11 protein-coding genes are annotated in these 12,325 nt (G+C 74.0%); 4 read left to right on the top strand and 7 right to left on the bottom strand.

The window, feature by feature from the left end:
* Complete coding sequence (locus ACVW07_RS14820) at positions 1–786, top strand: hypothetical protein (protein ID WP_456819999.1); 786 nt, start codon at positions 1–3, stop codon at positions 784–786.
* 75 nt (positions 787–861) lie between these two features.
* The gene (locus ACVW07_RS14815; protein WP_456819998.1) at positions 862–2,352 is read left to right on the top strand and encodes a peroxidase family protein; all 1,491 of its coding nucleotides are present in this window, start codon (positions 862–864) and stop codon (positions 2,350–2,352) included.
* A 120-nt stretch (positions 2,353–2,472) separates the two neighbouring features.
* Here ACVW07_RS14815 and ACVW07_RS14810 read toward each other — a convergent pair whose 3' ends face one another.
* Both ACVW07_RS14810 and ACVW07_RS14805 read right to left on the bottom strand, forming a co-directional pair.
* On the bottom strand, positions 2,473–3,531 hold the full coding sequence (locus ACVW07_RS14810) for an aspartate-semialdehyde dehydrogenase (protein WP_456819997.1): 1,059 nt from the start codon (positions 3,529–3,531) through the stop codon (positions 2,473–2,475).
* Positions 3,528–4,799, bottom strand: a complete 1,272-nt coding sequence (locus tag ACVW07_RS14805; protein WP_456819996.1) for an aspartate kinase — start codon at positions 4,797–4,799, stop codon at positions 3,528–3,530. The genes ACVW07_RS14810 and ACVW07_RS14805 overlap by 4 nt, the downstream gene beginning before the upstream one ends.
* Positions 4,800–5,042: 243 nt before the next feature.
* Here ACVW07_RS14805 and ACVW07_RS14800 point away from each other — a divergent pair, with 243 nt between their 5' ends.
* Positions 5,043–6,305, top strand: coding sequence for a cellulose-binding domain-containing protein (locus tag ACVW07_RS14800; RefSeq protein ID WP_456819995.1), 1,263 nt, complete (start codon positions 5,043–5,045; stop codon positions 6,303–6,305).
* Between the two features lie 139 nt (positions 6,306–6,444).
* On the opposite strand, the gene ACVW07_RS14795 is transcribed toward ACVW07_RS14800, so the two are convergent.
* The 5 genes from ACVW07_RS14795 to ACVW07_RS14775 all read right to left on the bottom strand — a co-directional run bounded on the left by ACVW07_RS14795 (position 6,445) and on the right by ACVW07_RS14775 (position 11,715).
* Positions 6,445–7,026 (bottom strand): DUF5063 domain-containing protein, encoded by a 582-nt coding sequence (locus ACVW07_RS14795; RefSeq protein WP_456819994.1) that lies wholly within the window; start codon positions 7,024–7,026, stop codon positions 6,445–6,447.
* 73 nt (positions 7,027–7,099) lie between these two features.
* Positions 7,100–7,699 (bottom strand): recombination mediator RecR, encoded by a 600-nt coding sequence (gene recR / locus ACVW07_RS14790; protein ID WP_456819993.1) that lies wholly within the window; start codon positions 7,697–7,699, stop codon positions 7,100–7,102.
* Positions 7,700–7,772: 73 nt separating this feature from the next.
* The gene (locus ACVW07_RS14785; protein ID WP_456819992.1) at positions 7,773–8,249 is read right to left on the bottom strand and encodes a VOC family protein; all 477 of its coding nucleotides are present in this window, start codon (positions 8,247–8,249) and stop codon (positions 7,773–7,775) included.
* Between the two features lie 25 nt (positions 8,250–8,274).
* Positions 8,275–10,920 (bottom strand): DNA polymerase III subunit gamma and tau, encoded by a 2,646-nt coding sequence (locus tag ACVW07_RS14780; protein WP_456819991.1) that lies wholly within the window; start codon positions 10,918–10,920, stop codon positions 8,275–8,277.
* A 120-nt stretch (positions 10,921–11,040) separates the two neighbouring features.
* Positions 11,041–11,715: a LysE family transporter gene (locus tag ACVW07_RS14775; RefSeq protein WP_456819990.1), complete on the bottom strand. Its 675-nt coding sequence runs from the start codon at positions 11,713–11,715 to the stop codon at positions 11,041–11,043.
* A 79-nt stretch (positions 11,716–11,794) separates the two neighbouring features.
* Here ACVW07_RS14775 and ACVW07_RS14770 point away from each other — a divergent pair, with 79 nt between their 5' ends.
* Entirely contained in the window at positions 11,795–12,256 is a 462-nt protein-coding gene (locus tag ACVW07_RS14770; protein WP_456819989.1) for an Lrp/AsnC family transcriptional regulator, read from the top strand.
* Positions 12,257–12,325 lie beyond the last annotated feature (69 nt).

The following is a 12,325-nucleotide window of genomic DNA, read 5'->3' as shown; positions in this document are numbered from 1 at the left end:
GTGCGCGCTGCCCTTTCCGTCCGTGCCCTGACCGCCGCCCTCGTCGTAGCCGCGACCGCCACGGGATGCGCGAGCGCCCGTGCCGCGGCAGCCGACCCCCCCGCCGCCGCGGCGCCCGCCGCGCCGGCTCACCACGTCGCCCACTTCACGTGGGACCGCCTCACCCCCGACAACCTGGTACCGACCTTGGCCAGGCCCATGGTCGAGGCCGGCTCGCTCACCTGGACCACGCGCACGAGCGACGCGACCGGGCCGATCGAGAGCGTGGTCGACGTGGACCTGACCCGGTCGAACACCCGGGTCCGCCTCACTCTGCCGGAGGGCGAGGTCGAGATCCGGTCCGTCGACGGACGCCGGTACGTCATGTCACCGGTGACCGAGGGGCAGTTCGTCGACGTCACCACCGAGGACCCGGGCCTGGTCCGGCTCCCGGTGGCCGTGGACCCGGTCCGGCCGGTCCGCGCCCTGTTCGGTGCCGTCGTCGACGTCCACCCCGCAGGCCGCCTCGTCGTCGTCGACGGCGTCATGACACAGCCGTACGAGGTCGTCGTCGCCACCGCCAAGCTCGCCGACAGTCTCGGCGCCCTCGGCGGCGGCCTGACCCGCGACCAGCTGCCGCCCACCGTGACCCTGACGTACTGGGTGGACCAGCAGAACCGCCTGCGCCGGGCGACGTCGGACGTGGCAGGCGCCTCGGTCCAGACGGACCTCACGAACTGGGGCGAGAACTTCGGGATCGTGGCACCCACGAAGGCGGAGATCAGGACCGAGCCGCTGGACTCCTGACGGGACGCCGTATCTCCCGCGTGACGCCGCGCCCCTGGTGGGGCGACGCCGTCGTCACGACAGGAGGAGCTCGACATGCCGCACGGAGATGCTGACCAGGGCGTTCGCACGCCGAGGTCGACGTTCTACGACCAGGGCCGCTTCGGCCGCCTGTTCCCTTCCCTGCCCGCCTTCGCGGCGGACACCCGCACCGTGCGGGCCGCGCTCGTCGAGATCGGGCGGCCCGGTGGGCTGATGGACGCCGGGGACAGCATCACTGCCACCCCCGCACAGCTCATCACCGACCCCTCGCTCAGCCTCGGCAACCCGGACAACCCGCATCTCGTCGCCGGCATGACGTTCCTGGGCCAGTTCCTGGACCACGACATGACGTTCGACCCGACGTCCAGCCTGGCCCGCGCCCAGGACCCGGAGTCGATCCGCAACTTCCGGATCCCCGCGCTCGACCTCGACAACGTGTACGGCAGCGGGCCGGGGGTGTCGCCGCACCTGTACGACCAGACGGTCGACGGCGGGAGGACCACCCTGCTCGTCGAGCCGATCCCCGGCTCGGACACCGTCTGCACCGACCACGCAGTCCGGTTCGACGTGCCCCGCAACTCGCAGGGCACCGCCCTCGTCGGAGACCCGCGCAACGACGAGAACCTCGTCGTCGGCCAGCTGCAGCTGGCGTTCCTGCGGTTCCACAACCGGGTGGTCGACGACCTGCGGACCGACCTCGGGACGGTCACCCCGGCCGAGCTGTTCGCCGAGGCGCAGCGGGTGGTCCGGTGGCACTACCAGTGGATGATCCTCCACGAGTTCCTGCCGTCCACCTGCGGTGACGCCGTCGTGACCGACATCCTGGCGAACGGACGGAAGTTCTTCGACTGGCGCCACACCCCCTACATCCCGGTGGAGTTCTCGGTCGCGGCGTACCGGTTCGGCCACACGCAGGTGCGGCCGAGCTACCGGGCGAACTTCGGCACCTCCGCGACCGACGCGACGCAGCAGTTCTTCGCGCGGATCTTCGACCCGGCGTCGTCAGGGGCGGACCCGGACGACCTGCGAGGCGGCTGCCGGGCGGCCCGCAGGTTCATCGACTGGCAGACGTTCTTCGACTTCGGCGACGGCCGGGTCCGGCGGAACAAGCGCATCGACACGACCCTGTCGTCGGCCCTCTTCCACCTGCTCGGCCAGCGCTCCGACGAGCCCGACTCGCTGGCCATCCGCAACCTGCTCCGAGGCCTGACCATGCAGGTGCCGTCCGGCCAGCGGGTCGCCGCCGCGATGCAGGAGCCGGTGCTGTCGGCCGCCGACCTCGCGGACCTCGAGGAGCACAACCTGCACCTGCGGACGCCACTGTGGTTCTACGTGCTGCGGGAGGCGGACGTGCACGCCGACGGGCAGCATCTCGGAGCGGTCGGCGGCCGGATCGTCGCGGAGGTGCTCCACGGGCTGATCGACGGCGACCCGTCGTCGTACCTGTCGCAGGACCCCGACTGGACGCCCACCTACGGCCGTGGCCAGACGTTCGGGATGGTCGACCTGCTCACCGCGGCCGGTGTGGTCGGTGCCTTGACCTGACGCCGGGCCGGGCGCCGTCGGCCGACGCTGTCCGGGACCGGACCCAAGAGGACGCAGACCCGCCTCCGGCTGACCGGGGGCGGGTCTGCGTCGTGCTGCGTCGTCCTGCGTCGTGCGAGGTCAGGCCGGGGTCGCCGCCGAGAGACGGGCGGCGACGAGCTCCGCGATCTGCACGGCGTTGAGCGCGGCGCCCTTGCGCAGGTTGTCGTTGCTGACGAACAGCGCGAGGCCGCGCCCGTCGGGCACACCCTCGTCCTGGCGGAGCCGCCCGACCAGGGACGGGTCCTGGCCGGCGGCCGCGAGCGGGGTCGGCACGTCCGTGAGCTGTACGCCCGGCGCGTCGGCCAGGAGCTCGCGGGCCCGCTCGGGCGTGATCGGGCGGTCGAACTCGGCGTTGATCGACAGCGAGTGGCCGGTGAACACCGGGACGCGCACGCAGGTGCCGCTGACGAGCAGGTCGGGCAGGCCGAGGATCTTGCGCGACTCGTGGCGCAGCTTCTGCTCCTCGTCGGTCTCGAACAGGCCGTCGTCGACGATCGAGCCCGCGAGCGGGATGACGTCGAACGCGATCGGGGCGACGTACTTCACCGGGTCCGGGAACGTCACCGCCGAGCCGTCGTGCACCAGGGCGAGGGTGTCCTGCTCGACCGCGGCCCTGATCTGGCCGTCCAGCTCGGCGGCGCCCGCGAGACCGCTTCCCGACACCGCCTGGTACGTCGAGACGACGAGCCGTCGCAGGCCGGCCTCCTCGTGCAGCACCTTGAGCACCGGCATCGCGGCCATCGTGGTGCAGTTGGGGTTCGCGACGATGCCCTGGGGCACGTCGTCGAGCGCCTCGGGGTTCACCTCGGACACCACGAGCGGTACCGCCGGGTCCCGGCGCCAGGCGGACGAGTTGTCGATGACCAGCGCACCTGCCGCGGCGAACCGCGGGGCGTGCACCTTCGACGTCCCGCCCCCGGCGGAGAAGAGGGCGATGTCGATGCCCGACAGGTCCGCCGTCTCGACGTCCTCAACCGTGACCTGCTGGTCCCGCCACGGCAGCGTGCTGCCGGCCGACCGGGCGGACGCGAAGTACCGGATGCTCGCGACGGGGAAGCCGCGCTCGTCGAGCAGGCGCCGCATGACGCTCCCGACCTGGCCCGTGGCACCCACCACGGCGATGTTCAGCCCGCTCATCGTCCCGACCCTCCGTAGACCACTGCCTCGTCCTCGCTCGAGTCCAGCTCGAACGCCGTGTGCACCGCGCGGACCGCCTCGTCGAGCGAGTCCGCCCGCGTGACGACCGAGATGCGGATCTCCGACGTGGAGATCATCTCGATGTTGATGCCCGCGTCCGACAGGGCCGCGAACAGCCGCGCGCTGACGCCGGGGTGCGACTTCATGCCCGCGCCCACGAGCGAGATCTTGCCGATCGTGTCGTCGTACTGCAGCGAGCGGAAGCCGATGTCCGGCTGGTGCTCGGTGAGCGCAGCCGTCGCGGCCGCGCCGTCCGTGGCAGGGAGCGTGAACGAGATGTCCGTGAGGCCCGTCGCGGCCACCGACACGTTCTGCACGATCATGTCGATGTTCACGCCCGAGCCGGCGACGACCTCGAAGATGCGGGCGGCCTTGCCCGGCACGTCGGGGACGCCGACCACGGTGACCTTGGCCTCGCTGCGGTCGTGCGCGACGCCGGCGATGATCGGCTGTTCCACTTCTTCTCCTTCGGAAGGCTGGTCCGTCACCAGCGTGCCCGTGTGGGTAGAGAACGACGAGCGGACGTGCACCGGCACCTGGTACCGGCGGGCGTACTCGACGCAGCGCGGCATCAGCACCTTGGCGCCGCCGGCCGCGAGCTCGAGCATCTCGTCGTAGCCCACCCGGTCCAGCCTGCGCGCGCTCGGCACGATGCGCGGGTCGGCGGTGAACACGCCGTCGACGTCCGTGTAGATCTCGCAGACGTCCGCCTTCAGCGCAGCCGCGAGCGCCACCGCGGTGGTGTCCGAGCCGCCGCGCCCGAGGGTCGTCACGTCGTTCGTCGACGGGTTGACGCCCTGGAACCCGGCGACGATCGCGACCGACCCCTCGGCCAGCGTGTCGGTGATGCGGCTCGGCGTGACGTCGATGATCCGCGCCTTGCCGTACGTCTCGTCGGTGATCACCCCGGCCTGCTGGCCGGTGAACGACTTCGCGTCGACGCCCAGGTTGTGGATCGCCATCGCGAGCAGCGACATCGAGATGCGCTCGCCCGCCGTCAGGAGGATGTCCAGCTCACGCTGGGGCGGCAGCGGCGTGACCTGCGTGGCGAGGTCGATGAGCTCGTCCGTCGTGTCACCCATCGCGGAGACCACCACGACCACGTCGTTGCCGGCGCGCTTCGCCTCCGCGACCCGCTTGGCGACCCGCTTGATGCTGCTCGCGTCGGCGACGGAGGAACCGCCGTACTTCTGCACGATGAGGGCCACGGGGTTGCTCTTTCGCGGTGCGCGGACGGGGTCCAGGGACGGGTCCGGGCGAGTGTACGGCCGTGTCCGCCTGCTGGGCAGCGAGTTTCGAATGCCGGATTGAGGGGAAGGTGAAGCGTTTGAGGGGGTTCCACCCACCCCCCGCAGGTGGGGACGCTTCCAGGCACGAGTCGACGGGGGCAGCCGTCGCACGCCTGTGACGTCGGCTGACGCCGCGGGCGCCCTGCCGAGAGGACATCACCCATGCGGATACCCACCACCCGCGCGCGCTGGCGCGCCGCCGTCGCGACAGTCGCCGTCATCGGCGCCGCGACCGCCGGCGTCGTCGCCGGCGTGACCGCCCAGGCGGCCGGCGCGTGCCAGGTCGCATGGGCCACGAGCAGCTGGCCCGGCGGGTTCACCGCCGACGTCAAGGTGACGCCCGCGCAGGCGGTGCACGGCTGGACACTGAGCTGGACCTGGCCGTCCGGCCAGAAGGTCACCCAGGCGTGGAGCTCCACGGTCACGCAGTCCGGCACCGTGGCGACCGCGACCAACGCCACGTGGAACGGCGACCTCGCCGCCGGGCAGAGCACCTCGTTCGGGTTCCAGGGGACGTGGTCCGGGTCGAACGCCGCGCCCACCGACTTCACGCTCAACGGTGCCTCGTGCAGCGGAGGGCCCACGGTGACACCGACGCCGACGGTGACGCCCACCCCGACCGTGACGCCCACGCCGACCCCCACGCCGACGCCGACGCCGACGCCCACGGTGACGCCGACGCCCACGCCCACCGTGACGCCGACGCCGACCCCCACGCCGACGTCCACCACCCCGGTCACCTGCGGCACCGCCCTCTTCTGCGACGGCCTCGAGACCCAGACGGGAAGCACGCCGTCGGGCAGCTGGACGGTCACGTACCCCGACTGCTCCGGCTCCGGCCGGGCCGCGATCGACTCGTCGGTCGCCCACTCGGGCAGCCGTTCGCTGCGGATCGACGGCACCGCGGGCTACTGCAACCACGTGTTCGTGCAGGCCGCGCAGAGCCTGAGCAGCCTCCCGCAGCAGTACTACGTGCGGTTCTGGGTGCGGCACACGACCGCGCAGCCGACGTCGCACACCACGTTCCTCGCCATGAAGGACGCCAACGACGGCAACCGCGACCTGCGGATGGGCGGCCAGAACTCGGCGCTGCAGTGGAACCGCTCGTCGGACGACGCGACCCTTCCGGAGCAGAGCCCGTCCGGCGTCGCGCAGAGCAAGCCGCTCCCGACCGCGTCATGGCACTGCGTCGAGGTGCAGGTCGACGGGACGGCGGGCAAGCTCACCACCCGGCTCGACGGTGACGTGGTGCCGGGCCTCGTCGCCGACGGCACGCCGACGCACGACCTCGACGGGCAGTGGTCGAACAAGGCGTGGTCGCCGCGCCTGACCGACCTGCGGCTCGGCTGGGAGAGCTACGGCGAGGGCAGCGACACGCTCTGGTTCGACGACGTGGCGGTGGCCAGCAGCCGGCTCGGCTGCTGAGACCGGGCCTCGCGCCAGCACGGCCGGGACGGGTTGCCTCGCGCGCCTGTCCCGGCCGTCGCCGTTCCCGCACAGCTCCACACCGCGTTCAGCCGTCCGTCTCCCCGGGCACCGGGACGCCGCAGGGCGACGCGTGGGGTCAGGGCTGCAGCGCGTCGTACTCCGCTTCGGTCGCGACGTCGTCCGGCACGTCCAGGCGCAGGTGGGCGAGCATCGTCTGGACCGTGCGGAGCACGCTCGACGCGCGCTCGCCCCAGTCGGACAGGTAGGAGAACTGCCACCACCACAGGGCCTCCAGGACGGCGCCCGTCTCGTAGTGGCGCAGGCCCTGCCCGAGGGCCCCCGCGATCGCGACGAGGTCGCCGGACACCGACGCGTGCTCGACGTCCCCGCCGAGCAGCGGGTCCACGACCTCGACGTAGTCGTCGATCCCCTCGAACACGTTGGCCAGGTTCGCCCGCAACGGGTCGACGTCCGGGTCCGGGCCGATGTCCGGCTCGAACCGCTCGGACGGCACCACGTCGGTCGTGGCGCCGAGTCGCGCGCCCGCCGCGAGGATGTCCGACACCGCGAGCAGCACCAGCGGCAGGGTCGCCTCCGGGTTCGTGCCCGCCGCGACCTCCGTGACCGTGCTCAGGTAGCTGCGGGCCTCGTCGGCGACGGACCGGGCGATGTCGCGCAGATCGGCGTCGTCGGCGCCGCGTGAGCTGCTGGTGTCCATGACCTGCTCCGTTCGTCTGGCTGGTGGCTGTCGCGGACGCCCGTGCTCCCGGCGCCCGCGTCGAGGAGCGCGGTCAGGCGCTGATCCGGCGGCGGCCCTCGAACGCCCGGCCGAGCGTCACCTCGTCGGCGTACTCCAGGTCGCCGCCCACGGGCAGCCCCGATGCCAGGCGGCTCACCGTCAGGCCCATCGGCACGAGCATCCGCGCCAGGTAGGTGGCCGTGGCCTCGCCCTCGACGTTCGGGTCCGTCGCGAGGATCACCTCAGTGACCGTGCCGTCCGCGAGCCGGGTCATGAGCTGGGCGATCCGCAGGTCGTCCGGGCCGACCCCCGCGATCGGGTTGATGGCGCCGCCGAGCACGTGGTACGTGCCCCGGAACTCGCGGGTGCGCTCGATCGCGACCACGTCCTTCGGCTCCTCCACGACGCACAGCGTCAGCGGCGACCTGCGGGGGTCACGACAGATGCGGCACCGGTCCTCCTGCGCGACGTTGCCGCACACGTCACAGAACTTCACGCGCGCCTTCACCTCGACCAGCGCGTCCGACAGCCGCCGGACGTCCGCCGGGTCCGCGGCGAGGATGTGGAACGCGATCCGCTGGGCGCTCTTGGGACCGACACCGGGCAGCCGCCCTAGCTCGTCGATCAGGTCCTGGACCGCGCCCTCGTACACCCGGCCAGCGTACGTGGTCGAGGTCGCCGCACCCGTCGCGCCACCCTTCGGTCCGGGGTGCAGGTCCGGTGCCTCACGACCGCGCGACGAGCTCCACCTCGAACCCGTCCGCGTTCTCGAGGTACGCCGCGTAGTGCGCCGGCCCGCCCGCGAACGGGTACCGGTCGGCGAACAACGGGGTCCAGCCGTGCTCGGGCCCGGCCGCCACCAGCCTGTCGACGTCCGCCTCGCTGCCCGCCCAGAAGGCCAGGTGGTTGAGACCCGGCCGCCGCCGGTCGAGGCGTCCGGCGAGCACGTCCGGACCGCACTCGACGACGACGTACACGCCGCCGGGACCCGACCAGCTCAGACCGTCGGCCCACCGGTCGCGGGGCCGGAAGCCCAGCTCGCCGAGCAGCCATGCCCACGCATCGGCGACCGCCGGCAGGTCCGCCACCCAGAGCTCCAGGTGGTGCAGCCGACCAGAGCCCGCAGCGGCGGCGTCGTCCTGGGCCGGCTGTCCGGAGGCGTCCGCCGGACCCGCTCGGGACGACGCGGTCTCGTCGGGCATCGCGCTCGGGTCCCTCTCCTGGGGGTCAGGGCTGGTCGTCGACCTGCTCGTCGATCACCGTGCCGCCCAGCATCTGTGCGACCAGCGGTGCACCCACGAGGCTCGACCCCGAGATGTCGGGGTCGTCGGGCGACGGCTCGTCCACGACGCCCGGGGCAGCTGCCCGCGCGGCCGAGCTCCGCGCCGCCGCCGCCATGCCGCGCTCGCGCACACTCAGCCGGGTGTCGCCCTGGGGTGCCGGGTCCTGGTGCCGTCCAGGGCCGGCGGCGGTCGAGGCCGGCTCGGCCCGGACGGTGGCCGACCGGGGCGCGTCGGCCGCGACGACGGGGCGATCAGCAGGCGGTGCGTGGTCGTCGGGGTGCGGCGGCTCGTCGTCGGGCGGCTCGGGCAGGGGTGGCTCCTCGTCCCACGACGCGGCGGCCTGGGCCGGCGAGACGGCCCGCGGTGCCGAGACGGCCTGCGGTGCCGAGACGGCCTGCGGCGTGCCGGCGCGGCTCGTCGGTGAACCGGCCGGGGCGGTGGCGGGCCCGGGGCCGGTGGCCGACCTGGACACCTGCTCGTTGACGATGCCCTCCACACGGACGTCGAACCCCAGCGTCTCCCGGACGGCGCGCGCGACGACCGCGTCGTGGCCCCCGTTGCGGAACGTCGTGGCGAGCTGGCTCGTGCCGAAGGCCAGGCGCAGCGTCGTCGCGTCGAGGTCGGCGACCTGGGCGTTGCGCGGGTCGACGAGGGCCCACGTGACGCGGCGCAGGCCCTTGACGGTCTCGAGGACCTCCGGCCACCGGCGCCGCAGCATCTCGGTGTCCTGCCCGGCACCTCCAGCCGGCGGCGTCACGGGTGGCACCGGGGGGGCGGCCGGGACGGAGGCGGTGGGCGGCGCGGCACCGGCAGGGGCCGGGGTCGGGGTCGGTGCGGCACCGGCAGGGACCGGGGTCGACGCGGCACCGGCGGGGACGGGGGTGGATGCGGCACCGGCGGGGACGGGGATGGGGATGGGTGCAGCAGCGGCGGGGGCGGGTGCGGCAGGGGCCGGTGCGGCGGGGGCCGGTGCGGCAGCGGCATGGACCGGGGCAGGCTCGGGCGCCGCCACGGCCGGAGCCGGAACCGAGATAGTCGGGACCGAGGTGGTCGGGACCGAGGTAGTCGGGACCGAGGTGGATGGAACCGGCGCGACTGCCGGCCGGACCACGGGTCCCGCCGGTCGATGCGGCTCGTGGGCGGCCTGGCTCTCGTCGGGGCCGCCGGGCCCGGCGTCGGGCTCCACCCGAGAGACGTCCGCGGGCCCGGTGTCCGGGGCGACGACCTCCCGGGCCGCCGTCCCGTTCGAGACCGGGCCGACCGGAAGCGGGGCGGGGGCGCTCGGTGTGGCCGACGGCGCCACGGCGCGGACGACGGCGGGTGGGGCCGGCGGCCGGGCGGCTGCCGTCGCCGTCGCGGCCGACGTCGGTGCCGGGGCGCGCGACCCGTCGGCGTCCTCCTCGGGGCGGCCGCTCGTCGCGACGGGCAGCCCGCGCTCCAGGCGGTCGAGGCGGGCGCCGAGGCCGGCGCGCGAGTCGTCGGCCGCAGGAAGCAGGAGGCGGGCCATGAGGAGCTCGAGGTGCAGGCGCGGTGACGTCGCCCCCGTCATCTCGGTGAGGCCGGCGTTGGCGAGGTCGGCCGAGCGGGACAGCTCGGACTGGCCGATGTTCTGCGCCTGCAGGCGCATCCGCGCCAGCTGGTCGGCCGGCACGTCGCGCAGGGCGGCGTCGGCCGCGTCGCCGGAGGCGGCGATGACGATGAGGTCCCGGAGACGCTCCAGGAGATCCTCGACGAAGCGGCGCGGCTCGTGGCCGGTCGCGATGACCCGCTCGACGATGCGGAACACTGCGGCGCCGTCCCTGGCAGCGACCGCCTCGACCAGGTCGTCGAGCAGCGCCGCCGGGGTGTAGCCCAGCAGGGCGGCGGCGTTCTCGTACTCCAGCCCGTTGCTGGACCCGGCGATGAGCTGGTCCAGGACCGACAGCGTGTCGCGCACCGAGCCTGCTCCGGCGCGGACCACGAGCGGCAGCACGCCTGAGCCGACGGGCACGCCCTCCGCCGCGCAGAGCTGCTCGAGGTACGGCACCAGCACGTCCGGCGGCACGAGCCGGAACGGGTAGTGGTGGGTGCGCGACCTGATGGTGCCGATGACCTTGTCCGGCTCCGTCGTCGCGAAGATGAACTTGATGTGGGGCGGGGGCTCCTCGACGATCTTCAGCAGCGCGTTGAAGCCCTGCGGCGTCACCATGTGCGCCTCGTCGAGGATGTACACCTTGAAGCGGTCGCGGGCCGGGGCGAAGGTCGCCCTTTCCCGGAGCTCGCGCGCGTCGTCGACGCCGCCGTGGCTCGCCGCGTCGATCTCCACCACGTCGAGGCTGCCGGAGCCGCCACGGGCGAGCTCGACGCAGGACAGGCACACGCCGCACGGGGTGTCGGTGGGGCTGGCCTCGGTGTTCTGCTCGCAGTTGAGGATGCGGGCGAGGATCCGCGCGGAGGTCGTCTTGCCGCAGCCGCGCGGGCCCGAGAACAGGTACGCGTGGTTGACCTGACCGCTGCGGAGCGCCTGCCGCAGGGGGGCCGTGACGTGGTCCTGACCGATCACCTCGGCGAAGCTCTCGGGCCGGTAGCGGCGGTACAGGGCTGTCGTCACGCACCGAACCCTAGACGCACGGGCCGACACCCGCCGAGCCCCCAGGCCACGCGCACAAGGGCCCTCCCCCGACCGGCGGGCCAGCTCGGTGAACCCCGCCGGGAGGCCGCCGGGCGGGGCTCAGCCCATGGCGAGGGCCACCGCCAGGGCCACGACCACCAGGGCACCGACGAGAGACGCCCGGGACCGCCCGACAGGCCCCAGCCGGCCTCCGAGCCCACCGCCGACGACGGCGAGCGCGAGCTGCCAGACCAGCGAGGCGGCGGCGGCCCCCAGGACGAAGGCCACGGCTCCTGCCGCACCGGGCTGCTCACCGGCCCGCTCGCCGACCTGCGTCGCCAGCCCGACGGCCACGGTCGCGAACGTCACCGCCGTGAGCGGGTTCACGGCGGTCAGCCCGACGAACCTCCCGTACGCCCCTCGCACCGACGCCGGACCGCGCGGCCCGGCGGCCTCCGTCGGGGCGCCGTGGGTGGGTTCACCGGGCCCGTGCGGCCGGTCGCCCCACCACTGCCGGAGCGCCACGACGCCGACGACGAGCAGCACCGCGCTGCTGACGAGGCGTGCGACGTGGGCGTGGGTGGTGGCGAGGTGGCTCACGGGCTCGCCGGCGACGACGGCCAGCACGGCGTAGGCGGCGTCGACGGTGGCGATCCCCACGGCGGCGGCGACGGCCACCCGGGTGCCCTCCAGGAGGCCGGTCCGCAGGAGCAGGATGCCGACCGGCCCGACGGGCATGGCGACGGCGAGCCCGGCGAGGGCGCCGAGCACGAGCGCGGTCGTGGTCGCAGGCATGGGGCCAGCGTGGCGAGATGCGGCGGCGCGACGCGAGCACGCACGGCGGACATCGCCGTGACACTGCGAGAATCGCCGGGTGGACCCGATCGACGACGAGATCCTCCGTGAGCTGACCGCCGACGCGCGGCTCCCGTTCCGTGAGCTCGGCGCGCGCGTCGGGCTCAGCGGCAACGCGGCGGCGGCGCGGGTGCGCCGGCTGCAGGAGGACGGGACGATCCGCGGGTTCACGGTGGTCACCGCACACAGCCGCGGTCGGGGCAGCGAGACCGGAGCGGGCGGCGCGCCGGGACTGGAGGTCTTCGTCGAGGTGCGGCTGTCCCCCGGCACCTCGAACGACGACTTCGCCGCGGCCCTCGCACGCCCGCCTGGCTTCCCGCAGGTGCTCGACGCGGTGCACGTGACCGGCTCGTACGACTACCTCGTGCACGCCACGGTCGCCGATCCGGCCGCGCTCGACCACCTGGTCCGCCGCCTGAAGCGGGAGGCGGGTGTCGCACAGACCTTCACCCGCCTCGCCCTGCGCGAGCCACGCGGCTGACGACCGACCGCGGCCACCTCGGGTCGGAGGGCTGCCGGTCACCGACCCCCCGGTGACCGGCAGCCCGGC

This window comes from Cellulomonas sp. URHB0016 (assembly GCF_054057935.1).
The sequence above is the reverse complement of the archived record's forward strand: the minus strand, read 5'-3'. Positions and strand labels throughout refer to the sequence as shown.

Bases quoted from the DNA above. Each gene is read 5' to 3' on its own strand.
- ACVW07_RS14815 (WP_456819998.1), top strand. From the start codon at position 862: ATGCCGCACGGAGATGCTGACCAGGGCGTTCGCACGCCGAGGTCGACG.
- ACVW07_RS14810 (WP_456819997.1), bottom strand. From the start codon at position 3,531: ATGAGCGGGCTGAACATCGCCGTGGTGGGTGCCACGGGCCAGGTCGGG.
- ACVW07_RS14800 (WP_456819995.1), top strand. From the start codon at position 5,043: ATGCGGATACCCACCACCCGCGCGCGCTGGCGCGCCGCCGTCGCGACA.
- ACVW07_RS14795 (WP_456819994.1), bottom strand. From the start codon at position 7,026: ATGGACACCAGCAGCTCACGCGGCGCCGACGACGCCGATCTGCGCGAC.
- ACVW07_RS14785 (WP_456819992.1), bottom strand. From the start codon at position 8,249: ATGCCCGACGAGACCGCGTCGTCCCGAGCGGGTCCGGCGGACGCCTCC.
- ACVW07_RS14775 (WP_456819990.1), bottom strand. From the start codon at position 11,715: ATGCCTGCGACCACGACCGCGCTCGTGCTCGGCGCCCTCGCCGGGCTC.